Genomic DNA, 13205 nt, shown 5'->3' with positions numbered 1-13205 from the left:
TGGACTTGTCGGCCCAGACGCAAAAAGGTGACAAAAAAAAAGACCCCCACGCTGCGCACGCTACGCGTGCTTGCTGCCCCCCGAGGGGGCGCTTTTTTGCCTTGGGGCGGCCCGGCGGCAAAAAAAAGCCCTCACGCCGCGCACGCTATGCGCGCTTGCTGCCCCCGGGCAACTGCTCGCCGTCAGGCTGGAACGACGGTCACCCAGTACCGGCTGCGGAAGACCAGCCGCACCGGCAGGCTGCGGGATACGGCCAGCAGCACGGCGTCGGTGTCGTCCACCTGGAACCCGCCGGAAATGCGCAGGCCGGCGACCTCGGGATCGCAGCGCAGCAGGCCGGGGCGGTAGCGCGACAGTTCTTGCAGGAAATCCGCCAGCCGCATGCCGTCGGCGTACAACACCCCGTCGAGCCAGGCTTGCGGAGGATGTTGGCTGGCCTGCGGCGGCTGCACCTGCGTGGCGGAAAAATCGGCGTACTGCCCGGCCGTCAAGACGACGTCGGCGGGCGCCGCGCGCGGCAGCAGGCGCACCCGCCCTTCGATCACGGCGACCCGGCTGCGCGCATCCAACTGCCGGACGCTGAAGTAGGTGCCCAGCGCCTGCGCGCTGCCCTCGGCGGTGCGCACCAGCAAAGGCCGGGGATCGGGCGGCGAGGCGCGGGCGGTGCGCAACAGGATTTCCCCTTCCCTGAGCAACACCAGCCGCTGGGCGTCCGAATAGTCCAGGTCCACGGCGCTGGCCGTGTTGAGCACCAGCAGGCTGCCGTCGGGCAGCTCGATCCGCCGGCGCTCGCCGCTGCGCGTGGCGTAGTCGGCCGTCCAGGCCTGCCAGGGCGCCGCGCGCCATGCCAGCCAGCCGGCTGGCAGCGCGACGATCAGGCCGGTCAATACGCGCATCCCCGCCCTGCGCGACGCCCCCGCGCCCAGCGCGGCGCGCCCCAGGCCCGGCGGCAGGCCGCCGAGCTTGGCCAGCACGGCTTGCGCCCGCGTCCAGGCGCGGTCGTGCTCGTCGCTGCGCTGGCGCCAGCGCTCACAGGCCTGCCGGTCGGCTTCGGAAAACCGGCCCGAATGCAGCCGCACCAGCCAATCGGCGGCTTCGCCCGCTATCTTGGGATCGATGGTGTCCGGCACGGACGTCATGGCGCCGCCAGGATGCAATGTTTGAAGGCCTCGGCCATGTAGCGCTTGACCGTGCGCACGCTGACGCCCATCTCGACGGCGATCTGTTCGTACGTCAGCCCGTCCAGTTGCGAGAGCAGGAACGCGGCGCGGACCTTGTCCGGCAGGGCCGCCAGCAAGGCGTCCACTTCGCGCAGGGTCTGCAGTACCGCCAGGCGCTGCTCTTCGGACGGGGCGTGCCGCGCCGGCATGGCGGCCAGCGCCTCCAGGTAGGCTTGCTCCAGCGCATGGCGCCGGTACAGGTCCACCATGAGGCGCTTGGCGATGGTGGTGAGGTAGGCCCGCGGCTCGTGCAGTTCCGGCATGGCGCGGCGCCGATAGGCGCTCAGCAGCCCGACGAACGTATCCTGGGCCAGATCGGCGGCGTCGGCGCTATTGCCCAGCCGCCGGCGCAGCCAGCCGAACAGCCAGCCGTGATGCGCGTCGTAGAGACGCTGCACGGCGACGGCGGAAGTCTGCTCGGGGAAAGGCATGGCAAGGCGCGGTCCAATTTTCAGTAATGGGAATTAATCGCAATTATCGCCACAAACCCGCATGCCGGCAATGCCGCGCCCTCAGTACAGGTTGCGCTTCGCGTCCTGCTTCAACGCGAAGTCGATCAGCCGCGCCGGAAAGACGGTCTTGAGCTGATCCCGGAACATCTGCCCCAGCGAGGGCAGCGCCGAGCGCGGCACGCGCTTGTCCGGGTTCCAGAGGTCGGCCCGCTTCAGCGCCTTGCTGCAATGCAGGTAGACCTCCAGGGCCTGCACCACGACCACCGAACGCGGCCGCTTGTCCTGCACCACGAAGCGCCGCATCAGGCCCTCCTCGACCGATACCCGCGCCACGCCATTGACCCGCAGCATCTCGTCGATGCCCGGAATGAAGAACAGCAGCCCCACCGCCGGCGCGTGGACCAGGTTGGTCAGGGTGTCCAGGCGGTTATTGCCCGGCCGGTCGGGAAATGCCAGGTGCCGGTCGTCCAGCACGTGCGCGAACCCGGGTTCCCCGCCGCGCGGGGACACGTCGGCCAGCGCCCCCGGCCGGCTGCTGCCGATGCAGAAGAAAGGCGACAGCGCGATGAAGCTGCGGGCGTGCTCGTCAAGCCGGTCGATCGTTTTGTTGACCACCGCCGCGGGCGGCTTGGCGTAGACGCCGCGCAGCGCGGCCTCCGATTCGAGATCGTGCTCGGCGTCAGGCGTCGTCGCCCCTTCGGGGCCGGCAATTGGCGATCCGTTCATCGACTGCTCCTGATGTGGGCGTAGGCGGGAATCCGCCGTTGGCGCGGTCAATTATAAATGAGAACCAATATCGTTTATTGTCCATTACACCCCTGGAGCCCTGAAATTCTTACGATTTTCTGAATCCGGGCGTAAAGGGTGTACCCTGGACAGGCAGGGACGGCGGTTCCGCCGCCGGCGCTGCCCGTCGGAGGAGACCCGCTCATGGCTGCCCTATTCCAGAGCCTGACGTCCGGAACCTGTTCGATGCTGCGCAGGCTTTGCGGCCTTGCCGCGCTATTGGCGGCGGCCGCCATCGCTGCGGCCGGCGCGCACGCCCAGCCCCCCGGCGACGGCCCCAGGGTTGCCGTCGTGCTGTCCCTGGACGGCATCGTCGGCCCCGCCACGGCGGATTACCTGATCCGCGGACTGGCCGCCGCGAGCCAGCAGAATGCGGCGGTGGCGGTGCTGCGCATCGACACCCCCGGCGGCCTGGACGCCTCGATGCGCGACATCATCCGCGCGATCCTCGCCTCCCCGGTCCCCGTGATCGCCTACGTGGCGCCCAACGGTTCGCGCGCGGCCAGCGCCGGCACCTATATTCTTTACGCGAGCCATCTCGCGGCCATGGCGCCCGCGACGAATCTGGGAGCGGCCACGCCCATTTCGCTGGGCGGCAATCCTGCCCGGCCGCCGGACCCGGCCAGCGGGAAACCCGCGACGGACGACGACAAAAAGCAGCCGCCCTCGCCGCCCAAGGACGCGAGCGAGTCCAAGGCGATCAACGACGCCGTTGCCTACATCCGGTCGCTCGCCGCGCTGCGCGGGCGCAACGCGGACTGGGCGGAGCAGGCGGTCCGCTCGGCGGCCAGCCTGTCGGCCGGCGAAGCGCGCGCGCAGAATGTGATCGACCTGATCGCCGACGACCTGCCGGACCTGCTGGACAAGGCGGACGGACGCACTGTCAAGGTGGGCAACAACGAGGTGACGCTGCATACCAAGGGGCTCACGCTCCAGGAGCGCGAGCCGGATTGGCGCACGCGCCTGCTGGGCGTCATCACGAACCCCAACCTGGCGCTCATGCTGCTGATGGTGGGGGTGTATGGACTGATCTTCGAGTTCATGAGCCCGGGCTCGCTGTTTCCGGGCATCCTGGGCGCGATCTGCCTGCTGATCGGTCTGTACGCCTTGTCCGCGCTGCCCCTGACTTATGCCGGCGTCGCGTTGGCGGTGCTGGGCATGGCTCTGATGGTGGCCGAAATCTTCACCCCCTCCCTCGGCATCCTGGGCATAGGAGGCGCAATCTCCTTCGTGCTGGGCGCGCTCCTGCTGATCGACACCGATACGCCGGCGTACGAGGTTTCGCTACCGATGGTGGCGGGCGTCGCCGTGGCGAGCCTGGGGATGACCTTCCTGATCGGCCGGCTGGCGCTGCGTTCCCGCCGGGCCCCGATCGTCAGCGGCGTCGAGGCGCTGGCCGGCCAGCCCGCCAGGGTGCTGAGCTGGACCGGCGCGCAAGGCTATGTGTCCGCCGCCGGAGAACGCTGGCGCGCGGTCGGTCCGGCCGGGCTGGCGGCCGGCGACACAGTGGTGATCGCGTCGGCCGAAGGACTGACATTGCACGTGCGGACGGATGCCGGCCCGCCGCCGCCCCGGGAGCCCGCGTAGCGCCCCGCCCCCGTCCGGCGACGCCGAACCCTCACTTTTCAGGAGTCTGCCATGTTGATGAACCTTGCCTTCTACGGCCCCATTCTCGTGCTGGCCCTCGCGCTGTTCGCGCTGGCGGTCCGCATCCTGCGCGAATACGAGCGCGGCGTGATCTTCACGCTGGGCCGCTTCACCGGCGTCAAGGGTCCCGGGCTGATCCTGATGATTCCCGTGGTCCAGCAGATGGTGCGCGTGGACCAGCGCATGGCCGTGTTCGACGTGCCCAGCCAGGACGTGATTTCGCGCGACAACGTATCGGTCAAGGTGAACGCCGTCATCTACTTCCGCGTGATCGACCCGGAACGCGCCGTGATCCAGGTCGAGAACTTCCGGCAGGCGACCAGCGAACTGGCGCAGACGACCCTGCGCTCCGTGCTGGGCAAGCACGATCTCGACGAAATGCTCTCGGAACGCGACAAGCTGAACAACGATATACAGGAAATCCTCGATTCGCAGACCGACGCCTGGGGTATCAAGGTGGCGAACGTGGAGATCAAGCACATCGACCTGAACGAGGGCATGGTGCGGGTCATCGCCCGGCAGGCCGAGGCGGAACGCGAGCGGCGCGCCAAGGTCATCCATGCCGAGGGCGAAGAGCAGGCCGCGCAGATGCTGCTGAACGCCGCGCGCACGCTGTCGCAGCAGCCTGAGGCGATGCAGTTGCGCTACCTGAGCACGCTGGCCATGATCGGCACGCAGAACAACTCGACCATCGTCTTCCCCTTCCCCACCGAACTCGGCCAGATATTGCGGAACCTCGCCGCGAAGGGCGAGGCGTAAGGGCGGCGCGGCCCGCCGCGCTACATGCCGGCCAGCTTGTCGATGATGGACTGCCGTATGTTGTCGATGTGGCGCATCGTTTCGGCGGAGGCGGCCTCGGCGTCCCCTCTGGCCAGCGCGTCGATCATCGCCATGTGCTCGCCACAGACGGGCACCATGCGTTTTTCGAGCCGCTTGAGCGAGAACATCCGCGTCTTCTGCCGCAGATTGGCGATCATGCCGGCCAGCAGCTCGTTGCCACAGTATTCGGCGATCAGCCCATGCAGCTCCGCGTCCAACTGCTGGTGCAGCGGATCCGCCGGAGAATCCATGTTCATCAAGGCCTCTATGCGCTTGCGCAGGTCGGCCAGCTTGTCCGCCGGCACGTTGCCGGCCGCCCGGGCCGCCGCGTCCGACTCCAGCATCCTGCGTATATAGAGCCCCTCCATGAGCTCCTGCAGCGTGACCTGGCGCACGAACAGGCGGTTATTGGACTTGCGTTCGAGCATCCGCTCGCCTTCGAGCCGGTGCATGGCTTCGCGCAGCGGCGTGCGCGACACGCCCAGCCTTTGCGCGAGCATGCGCTCCTGCACTTGCTCGCCCTGTTTCAGCTCACGCGACAGGATCAGGTCGACCAGGGCGTCGTACGCCTGATTCGCCAATCCCTTGCCGTTGCTTTCGGCCTCCTGGCCATCTTGTTCTGTGAGTTGACCCGTAGTCATGGCTCCTGTTCGCGCCCGATTCCAAAAAATGCAGTTTGGCACATATTCGTCAAAAGCAACGCCAGCCCGCTCCGTCCCGGAAAGCCTGTGCCGGTCGGCTGCCCGGTGCCGCTGCGCGCGATGGGAAAAGCCATGTCTCCCCGTTTTCAGCGCAAAACCTTAAAGTAACTCCAATGTTATCAAATATAGGTATATAGGTGGTATACCGAATGTACTTGTTCTTGTATACCACGCAAGATCAGGTTTCCATCCACGCCGTTCCCGGGTTCCACATGACCACTGCCCACCTCGATTTGCGTTTGTCCGACCGTCTTTCCGCGGCCAGCCCCTCGGCGACCGGCGCGGTCAGCGAACTGGCCCGCCGCCTGGCCGCCCAAGGCCGCTCCATCATCAGCCTGAGCGAAGGGGAACTGGATTTCGACACACCCGCGCATATCCAGCACGCGGCGATCAAGGGAATCGTGGACGGCCATACCCGCTATACCGGCGTGGGCGGTTCCCCGGCCCTGAAGGCCGCGATCGTGCGCAAGTTCGCGCGCGACAACGGGCTCGACTACACCGAATCGGAAGTGATCGCGGCCACCGGCGCCAAGCAGATCCTGTTCAACGCGATGCTGGCGACCATCGACCCCGGCGACGAAGCCATCATCGTGGCGCCGTTCTGGGTTTCCTACAGCGAAATGGTGAAGATCGCGGGCGGCGAGCCCGTCGTGGTCACGCCCGGCGAAGGCCGGAACTTCAAGATCACGCCCGAAGAGCTTGCCGCCCGCATTACGCCGCGCACGCGCTGGCTGATCCTCAACGCCCCGTGCAACCCGTCGGGCGCGCTCTACACGCGCGACGAGCTGCGCGCCCTGGCGGACGTGGTCCGCCGGCATCCGCGGCTCATGGTCCTGTCGGACGACATCTACGAGAAGATCGTGTACGAAGGCGAATTCACCTCGTTCGTGCAGGCCGCGCCCGACATGCGCGAACGCACCCTGACGGTGAACGGGGTCTCCAAGACCTACGCCATGACCGGCTGGCGCCTGGGCTACGCGGGCGGCCCGGCCTGGCTGATCAAGGGGCTGGAATTGCTGCAATCGCAAAGCACCAGCAACCCGTCATCGGTCAGCCAGGTCGCCGCGGCCGCGGCCCTCGACGGCCCGCAGGAATTCCTGGACGGCTGGCGCGACCGGCTCCGCGCCCGCCGGGACATGGCCCTGTCCATCCTGCAAGGGGCCGCTCCCCTGTTGACCGTCGCTCGTCCGCCGGCGGCCTTCTACCTGTTCGCCAATTGCGCCGGCGCCATCGGCGCCCGGACGCCCAAGGGAGACCGGATATCGACCGACGCCGACCTTGCCCGCTACCTGATCGAAGAGGCGGGCGTGGCGGTCGTCCCGGGCACGGCGTTCGGGCTGGCGCCCTACCTGCGGCTGGCGTTCGCCCTGTCCGACGAACGCCTCAAGCTCGCCTGCGAGCAGATCGTCGCGGCGTGCGCGCTGCTCACCCGCGACTGACAAGCATCGTGCTCCCCACAGCCCCCTCCATGAAACCCGCGGCCTTGCGCGATGCGCGGATCGAGCCGGTCGGCGACCGTTGCCTGCTGATCCGCCTGGGCGAACAGGCCGACGTCGAGACCAGCCGGGCCGTGCACGCCGTCGCCGCCCTGCTGGCCGCCAGCAAGCCGCCGGGTGTGATCGACGTGGTGCCCGCGTTCACCACCGTCGCCGTGCATTTCCAGCCGGCGGCCTTTCCGAAAGGCGCGGAGCTTCCTTCCGCGCAATTGACGCGCCATCTCGAATCCCTGCTGGCGCAGGACTTGCCGGTGCTGTCCACCGAAGGCCGCGCCATCGAGATACCGGCCTGCTATGGCGGCGAGTTCGGTCCCGACCTGGAGGATGTCGCGCGGCATTGCGGCCTGACCGTGGACGAAACGATCGAACTGCATTGCGGCGCGCCGCTCACGCTCTACGCCTTTTTCTTCTCTCCCGGCAATCCCTTCGCCGGGCCGCTGGACCCGCGCCTGAAGATCGGACGCCGGAGTTCGCCGCGCACGCGCGTCGAGGCCGGTTCGGTCGCCATCGCCAACGGCCTGTCCTCGATTTACCAGGATGCATCGCCCGGCGGCTGGAACGTCATCGCGCGCACCCCGTGGAATCTCTTCGACGTGCGACAGGATCCGCCGACGCGCCTGCGCCTTGGAGACCAGTTGAGATTCAAGCCGATCACTCCCGACGAATTCCGGGATCTGCTGGAGCCGCGTCCATGAGAACCATGCTCGTCGAACGCCCCGGCATGTTCAGCACGCTGCAGGACACGGGGCGCCTGGGACACCAGCAGTACGGCGTATCCGTCAACGGACCGATGGACGAATGGTCGCATCGCGCGGCCAATGCGCTCGTCGGCAATCCCGAGGACGCGGCCGTGCTCGAATGCACCCTCAACGGACCGCGTCTATCCTTTTCCGAACACACGCTGATCGCCCTGTGCGGCGCCCCCATGAACGTGACCGCCGACGGACAGCCCGTGCCCTATGGGCAGGCGGTGCTGCTGCGCCGCGGGGTGGTCCTGGACATCGGCGCGCGCACCGCCGGCGCGCGCCTGTACCTGGCGGTGCGGGGCGGCCTGGCGCCCGAACCCGTGCTGGGCAGCCGCAGCACCAACGTGCGCGCCGGATTCGGCGGCTTCCACGGCCGGCCGCTGCGCAAGGGCGACCACGTGCCGCTGAGCGCCCAGCGCCGGACCGCCCCCGCCCTGCCCATCGAACGCCGGATGGTGCAAAGCGGGCTGCCCATGCTGTCGGCCCTGCCCGTGGACGTGTCGCCGCCGGCCAGGCCCGCAGGATTGCTGCGCGTCATCCCCGGCCCGCACTGGCAGGCGTTCACGGCGGCCGCCCGCGCGGACTTCGAAAGCCGGCAATACCAGGTCACGCCTCAATCCGACCGCATGGGAATACGCCTGCAAGGCCCGGCCCTGATGCTCGAACAGCCGATGGAGCTGGTTTCGGAAGCCACGGCCTTCGGCACCGTGCAGGTCCCTCCCGACGGCCAGCCGATAGTCCTGATGGCGGACCGCCAAAGCGCGGGGGGCTACCCGAAGATCGGCTACGTCGCCAGCGCCGACCTGCCGCTGCTCGCCCAGGCCATGCCGGGCGACGGCCTGCGTTTCGAAACCGTCACGCAGGCGGACGCCGAAAACGCCTGGCGGGACTTCGAAGAACGCTTGCAGCACCTGCGCCACGCCGCCGCGCGGGCGCTGGAATCCTGACCCACCCGTTTCCGCGCCTCTGACGATCCCAGGAGAAACCACTATGCCATCCATCGATATCAACTGCGACATGGGCGAAAGCTTCGGGCCTTGGGTCATGGGCCAGGACCTGGAACTGTTTTCGCACGTCACTTCCGCCAACATCGCCTGCGGCTTCCATGCCGGCGATCCCGACGTCATGCTCAAGACCGTCCGCGCGGCCATCGCGGCCAACGTCGCCATCGGCGCGCATCCGGGGCTGCCGGACCTGCAGGGCTTCGGCCGCCGGGCCATGGCGATGACGCCGGACGAAGTCTATGCCCTGGTGGTCTACCAGGTCGGCGCGCTGGACGCCTTTGCCCGCTCCCAGGGCGGCCGCCTGCACCATGTGAAGACGCATGGCGCCCTCTACAACATGACCGCCCGCGATCCGGAGCTGGCGAACGCGGTGGCGCGCGCGGTGCACGACCTGGATCCGACGCTGCCGATCTACGTCGCCAACGCCGCGATCGCGCGGGCCGCCCGCGATCTCGGCCTGCCCACGGTCTTCGAGGTCTACGCGGACCGCACCTATCAGGACGACGGCACGCTCACCCCCCGTTCCCAGCCCAACGCCATGATCGAGGACGTCGGGCAGGCCATCGCCCAGGTCAGGCGCATGGTGAAGGAAGGCGTGGTGCGCTCGCTCTCGGGCAAGGACGTCCCCATCGCAGCCGACACCCTATGCATACATGGCGACCAGCCCGGCGCCGTGCAGTTCGCAAGCCAGATCCGCACCGCCCTGGAGGCCGAGGGCATCGCGGTCAAGACAATCTGACGAAACGCAGCACCGGCCACATTCCGCTCATCCTGAAGGCGAAAGCCCAGTCCCCTCTCAAGGAAAGACCCGCATGTACTCTGCCCTGGCTACCTCATCCCTGGCCCCCTCCCGCGGCAAGCGCCCCCTCCTGGCGCTGGCGCTCGCGGCCGCCCTCGCCTTCGCCGGCAACAGCGCGCAGGCGCAGACCCAAGGCGGCACTCTGCGCGCCATCGTCCAGCCCGAACCGCCCATGCTCATGCTGGGCCTCAACCAGCAAATCCCGACGCAATACGTCGCGGGCAAGATCTACGAAAGCCTGCTGACCTGGACGCCGGCGCTGGAACCCGCCCCGGGACTCGCCAAATCGTGGTCGGTCTCCGACGACGGCAAGGTCTATGTCTTCGAACTGCAATCCGGCGTCAAGTGGCACGACGGCAAGCCCTTCACCGCCGACGACGTCGTGTTCTCCATCGACAAGTTCCTGCGCGAGGTCCACCCGCGCGCCCGCGTCATCATCACCCAGTTCGTCGAATCGGTCACCGCGGTGAACCCGGAAAAGGTGGAGATCCGCCTCAAGCAGCCCTTCGCCCCGTTCCTGAAGGCGTTCGTCAGCGACAACATGCCGATGGTGCCCAAGCACATCTACGACGGCACGGACTACAAGACCAACCCCGCCAACCAGACGCCCATCGGCACCGGCCCCTTCAAGCTGAAGGAATGGAAGCGGGGCTCGTACATCATCCTGGCGCGCAATCCCGACTACTGGCAAAAAGGAAAGCCCTACCTGGACGAGATCGTGTTCAACGTCATTCCCGACGCCGCCTCGCGCGCGGTGGCATTCGAGCGCGGCGACGTGCAGGTGCTGCGCAGCGGCGACGCCGACAGCGTCGACGTGCGCCGCCTGAAGGCCCTGCCGAACGTGCAGTACACCACCAGCGGCTGGGAGATGTTCTCGCCCCAGGCCTACATGCAGATGAACCAGCGCAAGCCGCCCTTCGACAACGTGCTGGTGCGCCGCGCCGTAATGGCGGCCGTCAACCGGAAGTTCGTGGTCGACAACATCTTCTTCGGCCTGGGCAAGATCGCCACGGGCCCGATTTCGTCCGGCACGCCCTTCTACGACGCCAAGGTCCCGCCGTACCAATATGACTTGAAAGCCGCCCGCGCGCTGATCAAGGAGTCCGGCGTGGATCTCTCGAAGACGCCGATCAAGATTCTTTCCTATCCCTACGGAGCGGTATGGGACCGGCTGGGCGAGTACACCCGCCAGAGCCTGGAGCAGGTCGGCTTCAAGGTGGAGATCGAGCCCGCGGACGCCGGCACGTGGTCCAAGCGCGTCTCCGACTTCGACTTCGATCTGACCTTCAGCTTTACGTCGCAGTACGGCGACCCGGCGCTGGGCGTCTCGCGCCTTTATCTGGAGCGCAACATCGTCAAGGGATCCGCCTTCGTCAACAACCAGGGCTACAAGAACCCGGCCGTCGACGCCCTGTGGGACAAGGCAGCGACCACCACGTCCAATGAAGAGCGCCAGAAGCTCTACGACGAGATCCAGCGCCAACTGGTCGCGGACGTGGCCAATGGCTACCTGTTCGAAATCGAGAACCCCACGCTCTACAGCAGCAAGGTCCACAACCTGGTGAAGTCCGCCATCGGCCTGCACGACACCTTCGCGGACGTGTACCTGGACAAGTAACAACCGGCGGCCGCGCGGTCCCGCGCCCACCCCAGGGCGCGGGCCCCCGAACGTCAGAACACCGTGGAATCGAACGCATGCAGAAATTGTCCTTCCTGGTCTCGCGCCTGAGCAAAGCCCTATTCGTCATCCTGGGCGTGGTGATCATCAACTTCATGCTGATCCGCATGGCGCCCGGCGATCCGGCCGCCGTGCTCGCCGGCGAATCGGGGTCTTCGGATCCGGCCTACGTCGAGCAATTGCGCCAGCAATTCGGCCTGGACAAGCCCGTCTACGTCCAGCTCGCGACCTACCTGAAAGGCGTGGCGCAGTTCAACCTCGGCTATTCGTACCGCGAACGGCTGCCGGTCTTCGACCTGATCATGGACAGGCTGCCCGCCACCCTCCTGCTGATGGCCTGCGCATTCGTCTTCGCGCTGCTGTTCGGCGTGCTGTTCGGCATCGTCGCCTCGCGCTGCCGCTACCAGGGCAAGCATCCCTGGATCGACAGCGTGCTGATGACGGCATCGCTGCTGATCTACGCGACGCCCCAGTTCTGGCTGGCCCTGCTCGCGATCATCTTCTTCTCGCTGCAACTGGGCTGGCTGCCGCCATTCGGCATGGAGACGGTAGGCAGCGGCCTGGCGGGCTGGGCCAGGGTCAAGGACATCGCCACGCATCTCGTCCTTCCCACGGTCTCGCTGGGCTGCTTCTTCATGGCGGTCTACGCGCGCCTGACGCGCGCCTCGATGCTCGAGGTCCTGGGCATGGACTTCATCAAGACGGCGCGCGCGAAAGGCGTGCCCGTGAACCAGATCATCCGCCACCACGCGCTGCGCAACGCCCTGCTGCCCGTCGTCACCTTCGCCGGGATCCAGTTGGGACAGATGGCCGGCGGAGCCGTGCTGACCGAAACCGTTTTTGGCTGGCCCGGCATCGGACGCCTGATGTTCGACGCCCTGCTGCAGCGCGACTACCAGCTCCTGCTGGGCGTTTTCCTGATCACGTCGACCATGGTCGTGGTGTTCAACCTGCTCACCGATCTGATCTATCGCTTCGTCGATCCGCGCACCCAGGAAAGCTGAAGGACACCGCCATGAAGAAATTCCTGAACAGATTCCTTGCCAACCGCGGCGCCGCCGCCGGCACGCTCCTGCTGCTGATCGTCATCGCGGTCGGCGCGTCGGCGTCGGTCCTCTATGAAGAATCGCCGTGGATGATGGTGGCCCAGCCCCTCATCAAGCCCTTCACCGATCCCGCCTATCTCCTGGGAACGGACATGCTGGGCCGCGACATCGCCGCGGGACTGGCGTACGGCGCCCGCGTCTCCCTCATGATCGGCGTCATCTCGACCCTGGTGGCGGTGTTCGTCGGCATTCTGGTGGGCGCACTCGCCGGGTACTACGGAAAGTGGGTGGACGACGCCCTGATGCGCGCGACCGAGTTCTTCCAGACGGTGCCTCAGTTGGCGATGGCCATGGTGCTGGTGGCGATATTCAAGCCCTCCCTGTATTCCATCGTCGGCGCGATCGCGATGGTCTCCTGGCCGCCCGTCGCCCGCCTGGTCCGCGCCGAATTCATGACGCTGAAGACGCGCGAATTCGTGCAGGCCGCCGTCGTGATCGGCCAGCGGCCCAGCCGCATCATCCTGACCCAGATCCTGCCCAACACGGCCTCGCCCATCATCGTGACGGCATCGCTCATGACCGCCACCGCCATCCTGACCGAATCGGCGCTGTCGTTCCTCGGCCTGGGCGACCGCAATCTCATGAGCTGGGGCTACATGATCGGCGCCGCGCGCACCATGCTGCGCGAATCGCAGTGGATGAGCCTGTGGCCGGGTCTCGCGATCATGCTGACCGTGCTGGCCATCAACCTGATCGGCGAGGGTCTGAACGACGCTCTCAACCCGCAACTCCGCAAGCGTGGAGCCTGACC

At 67.2% G+C, this 13205-nt stretch carries 13 protein-coding genes; 9 read left to right on the top strand and 4 right to left on the bottom strand.

Features of this window, described 5'->3' with window-relative positions:
* Positions 1-182: 182 nt before the first annotated feature.
* From AVE30378_RS12140 to AVE30378_RS12130, 3 genes are all read right to left on the bottom strand, one after another.
* On the bottom strand, positions 183-1139 hold the full coding sequence (locus AVE30378_RS12140) for a FecR domain-containing protein (RefSeq protein ID WP_129241116.1): 957 nt from the start codon (positions 1137-1139) through the stop codon (positions 183-185).
* Complete coding sequence (locus AVE30378_RS12135) at positions 1136-1651, bottom strand: sigma-70 family RNA polymerase sigma factor (RefSeq protein ID WP_129241115.1); 516 nt, start codon at positions 1649-1651, stop codon at positions 1136-1138. The genes AVE30378_RS12140 and AVE30378_RS12135 overlap by 4 nt, the downstream gene beginning before the upstream one ends.
* Before the next feature lie 81 nt (positions 1652-1732).
* Positions 1733-2398 (bottom strand): pyridoxamine 5'-phosphate oxidase family protein, encoded by a 666-nt coding sequence (locus tag AVE30378_RS12130; RefSeq protein WP_129241114.1) that lies wholly within the window; start codon positions 2396-2398, stop codon positions 1733-1735.
* Between the two features lie 246 nt (positions 2399-2644).
* On the opposite strand from AVE30378_RS12130, the gene AVE30378_RS12125 reads away from it, so the two are divergent.
* Together AVE30378_RS12125 and AVE30378_RS12120 are read left to right on the top strand one after the other, a co-directional pair.
* The gene (locus AVE30378_RS12125; protein WP_129241269.1) at positions 2645-4045 is read left to right on the top strand and encodes an NfeD family protein; all 1401 of its coding nucleotides are present in this window, start codon (positions 2645-2647) and stop codon (positions 4043-4045) included.
* Positions 4046-4096: 51 nt separating this feature from the next.
* Positions 4097-4864: a slipin family protein gene (locus tag AVE30378_RS12120; protein WP_129241113.1), complete on the top strand. Its 768-nt coding sequence runs from the start codon at positions 4097-4099 to the stop codon at positions 4862-4864.
* Between the two features lie 20 nt (positions 4865-4884).
* On the opposite strand, the gene AVE30378_RS12115 is transcribed toward AVE30378_RS12120, so the two are convergent.
* Positions 4885-5565: a GntR family transcriptional regulator gene (locus tag AVE30378_RS12115; RefSeq protein ID WP_129241112.1), complete on the bottom strand. Its 681-nt coding sequence runs from the start codon at positions 5563-5565 to the stop codon at positions 4885-4887.
* Positions 5566-5837: 272 nt separating this feature from the next.
* Between AVE30378_RS12115 and AVE30378_RS12110 the strand changes: the two genes are divergently transcribed.
* The 7 genes from AVE30378_RS12110 (at position 5838) to AVE30378_RS12080 (ending at position 13203) form a co-directional block, all read left to right on the top strand.
* On the top strand, positions 5838-7064 hold the full coding sequence (locus AVE30378_RS12110; protein WP_129241111.1) for a pyridoxal phosphate-dependent aminotransferase: 1227 nt from the start codon (positions 5838-5840) through the stop codon (positions 7062-7064).
* A gap of 29 nt (positions 7065-7093) precedes the next feature.
* The gene (gene pxpB / locus AVE30378_RS12105; protein ID WP_129241110.1) at positions 7094-7816 is read left to right on the top strand and encodes a 5-oxoprolinase subunit PxpB; all 723 of its coding nucleotides are present in this window, start codon (positions 7094-7096) and stop codon (positions 7814-7816) included.
* Positions 7813-8814, top strand: coding sequence for a 5-oxoprolinase subunit C family protein (locus AVE30378_RS12100; RefSeq protein WP_129241109.1), 1002 nt, complete (start codon positions 7813-7815; stop codon positions 8812-8814). The genes pxpB and AVE30378_RS12100 overlap by 4 nt, the downstream gene beginning before the upstream one ends.
* A gap of 43 nt (positions 8815-8857) precedes the next feature.
* Positions 8858-9610 (top strand): LamB/YcsF family protein, encoded by a 753-nt coding sequence (locus AVE30378_RS12095; protein ID WP_129241108.1) that lies wholly within the window; start codon positions 8858-8860, stop codon positions 9608-9610.
* A 73-nt stretch (positions 9611-9683) separates the two neighbouring features.
* Complete coding sequence (locus AVE30378_RS12090) at positions 9684-11288, top strand: ABC transporter substrate-binding protein (protein WP_129241107.1); 1605 nt, start codon at positions 9684-9686, stop codon at positions 11286-11288.
* 77 nt (positions 11289-11365) lie between these two features.
* The gene (locus AVE30378_RS12085) at positions 11366-12352 is read left to right on the top strand and encodes an ABC transporter permease (protein ID WP_129241106.1); all 987 of its coding nucleotides are present in this window, start codon (positions 11366-11368) and stop codon (positions 12350-12352) included.
* Between the two features lie 11 nt (positions 12353-12363).
* Positions 12364-13203 carry an ABC transporter permease gene (locus AVE30378_RS12080; protein WP_129241105.1) on the top strand — a complete coding sequence of 280 codons (840 nt, stop codon included), beginning with the start codon at positions 12364-12366 and terminating at the stop codon, positions 13201-13203.
* The last annotated feature ends 2 nt before the right edge of the window (positions 13204-13205 follow it).

Origin of the sequence: Achromobacter veterisilvae (assembly GCF_900496975.1) — a bacterium.
Lineage (GTDB): Bacteria > Pseudomonadota > Gammaproteobacteria > Burkholderiales > Burkholderiaceae_B > Achromobacter > Achromobacter veterisilvae.
Note: the sequence above shows the minus strand (reverse complement) of the source record. Positions and strands in the feature narration are given on the sequence as shown.

What these genes read in the sequence shown, in the direction of transcription:
- AVE30378_RS12140 (WP_129241116.1), bottom strand. Translation starts at nt 1,139, where the DNA reads ATGACGTCCGTGCCGGACACCATCGATCCCAAGATAGCGGGCGAAGCC.
- AVE30378_RS12135 (WP_129241115.1), bottom strand. Translation starts at nt 1,651, where the DNA reads ATGCCTTTCCCCGAGCAGACTTCCGCCGTCGCCGTGCAGCGTCTCTAC.
- AVE30378_RS12130 (WP_129241114.1), bottom strand. Translation starts at nt 2,398, where the DNA reads ATGAACGGATCGCCAATTGCCGGCCCCGAAGGGGCGACGACGCCTGAC.
- AVE30378_RS12125 (WP_129241269.1), top strand. Translation starts at nt 2,645, where the DNA reads ATGCTGCGCAGGCTTTGCGGCCTTGCCGCGCTATTGGCGGCGGCCGCC.
- AVE30378_RS12120 (WP_129241113.1), top strand. Translation starts at nt 4,097, where the DNA reads ATGTTGATGAACCTTGCCTTCTACGGCCCCATTCTCGTGCTGGCCCTC.
- AVE30378_RS12115 (WP_129241112.1), bottom strand. Translation starts at nt 5,565, where the DNA reads ATGACTACGGGTCAACTCACAGAACAAGATGGCCAGGAGGCCGAAAGC.
- AVE30378_RS12110 (WP_129241111.1), top strand. Translation starts at nt 5,838, where the DNA reads ATGACCACTGCCCACCTCGATTTGCGTTTGTCCGACCGTCTTTCCGCG.
- pxpB (WP_129241110.1), top strand. Translation starts at nt 7,094, where the DNA reads ATGAAACCCGCGGCCTTGCGCGATGCGCGGATCGAGCCGGTCGGCGAC.
- AVE30378_RS12100 (WP_129241109.1), top strand. Translation starts at nt 7,813, where the DNA reads ATGAGAACCATGCTCGTCGAACGCCCCGGCATGTTCAGCACGCTGCAG.
- AVE30378_RS12095 (WP_129241108.1), top strand. Translation starts at nt 8,858, where the DNA reads ATGCCATCCATCGATATCAACTGCGACATGGGCGAAAGCTTCGGGCCT.
- AVE30378_RS12090 (WP_129241107.1), top strand. Translation starts at nt 9,684, where the DNA reads ATGTACTCTGCCCTGGCTACCTCATCCCTGGCCCCCTCCCGCGGCAAG.
- AVE30378_RS12085 (WP_129241106.1), top strand. Translation starts at nt 11,366, where the DNA reads ATGCAGAAATTGTCCTTCCTGGTCTCGCGCCTGAGCAAAGCCCTATTC.
- AVE30378_RS12080 (WP_129241105.1), top strand. Translation starts at nt 12,364, where the DNA reads ATGAAGAAATTCCTGAACAGATTCCTTGCCAACCGCGGCGCCGCCGCC.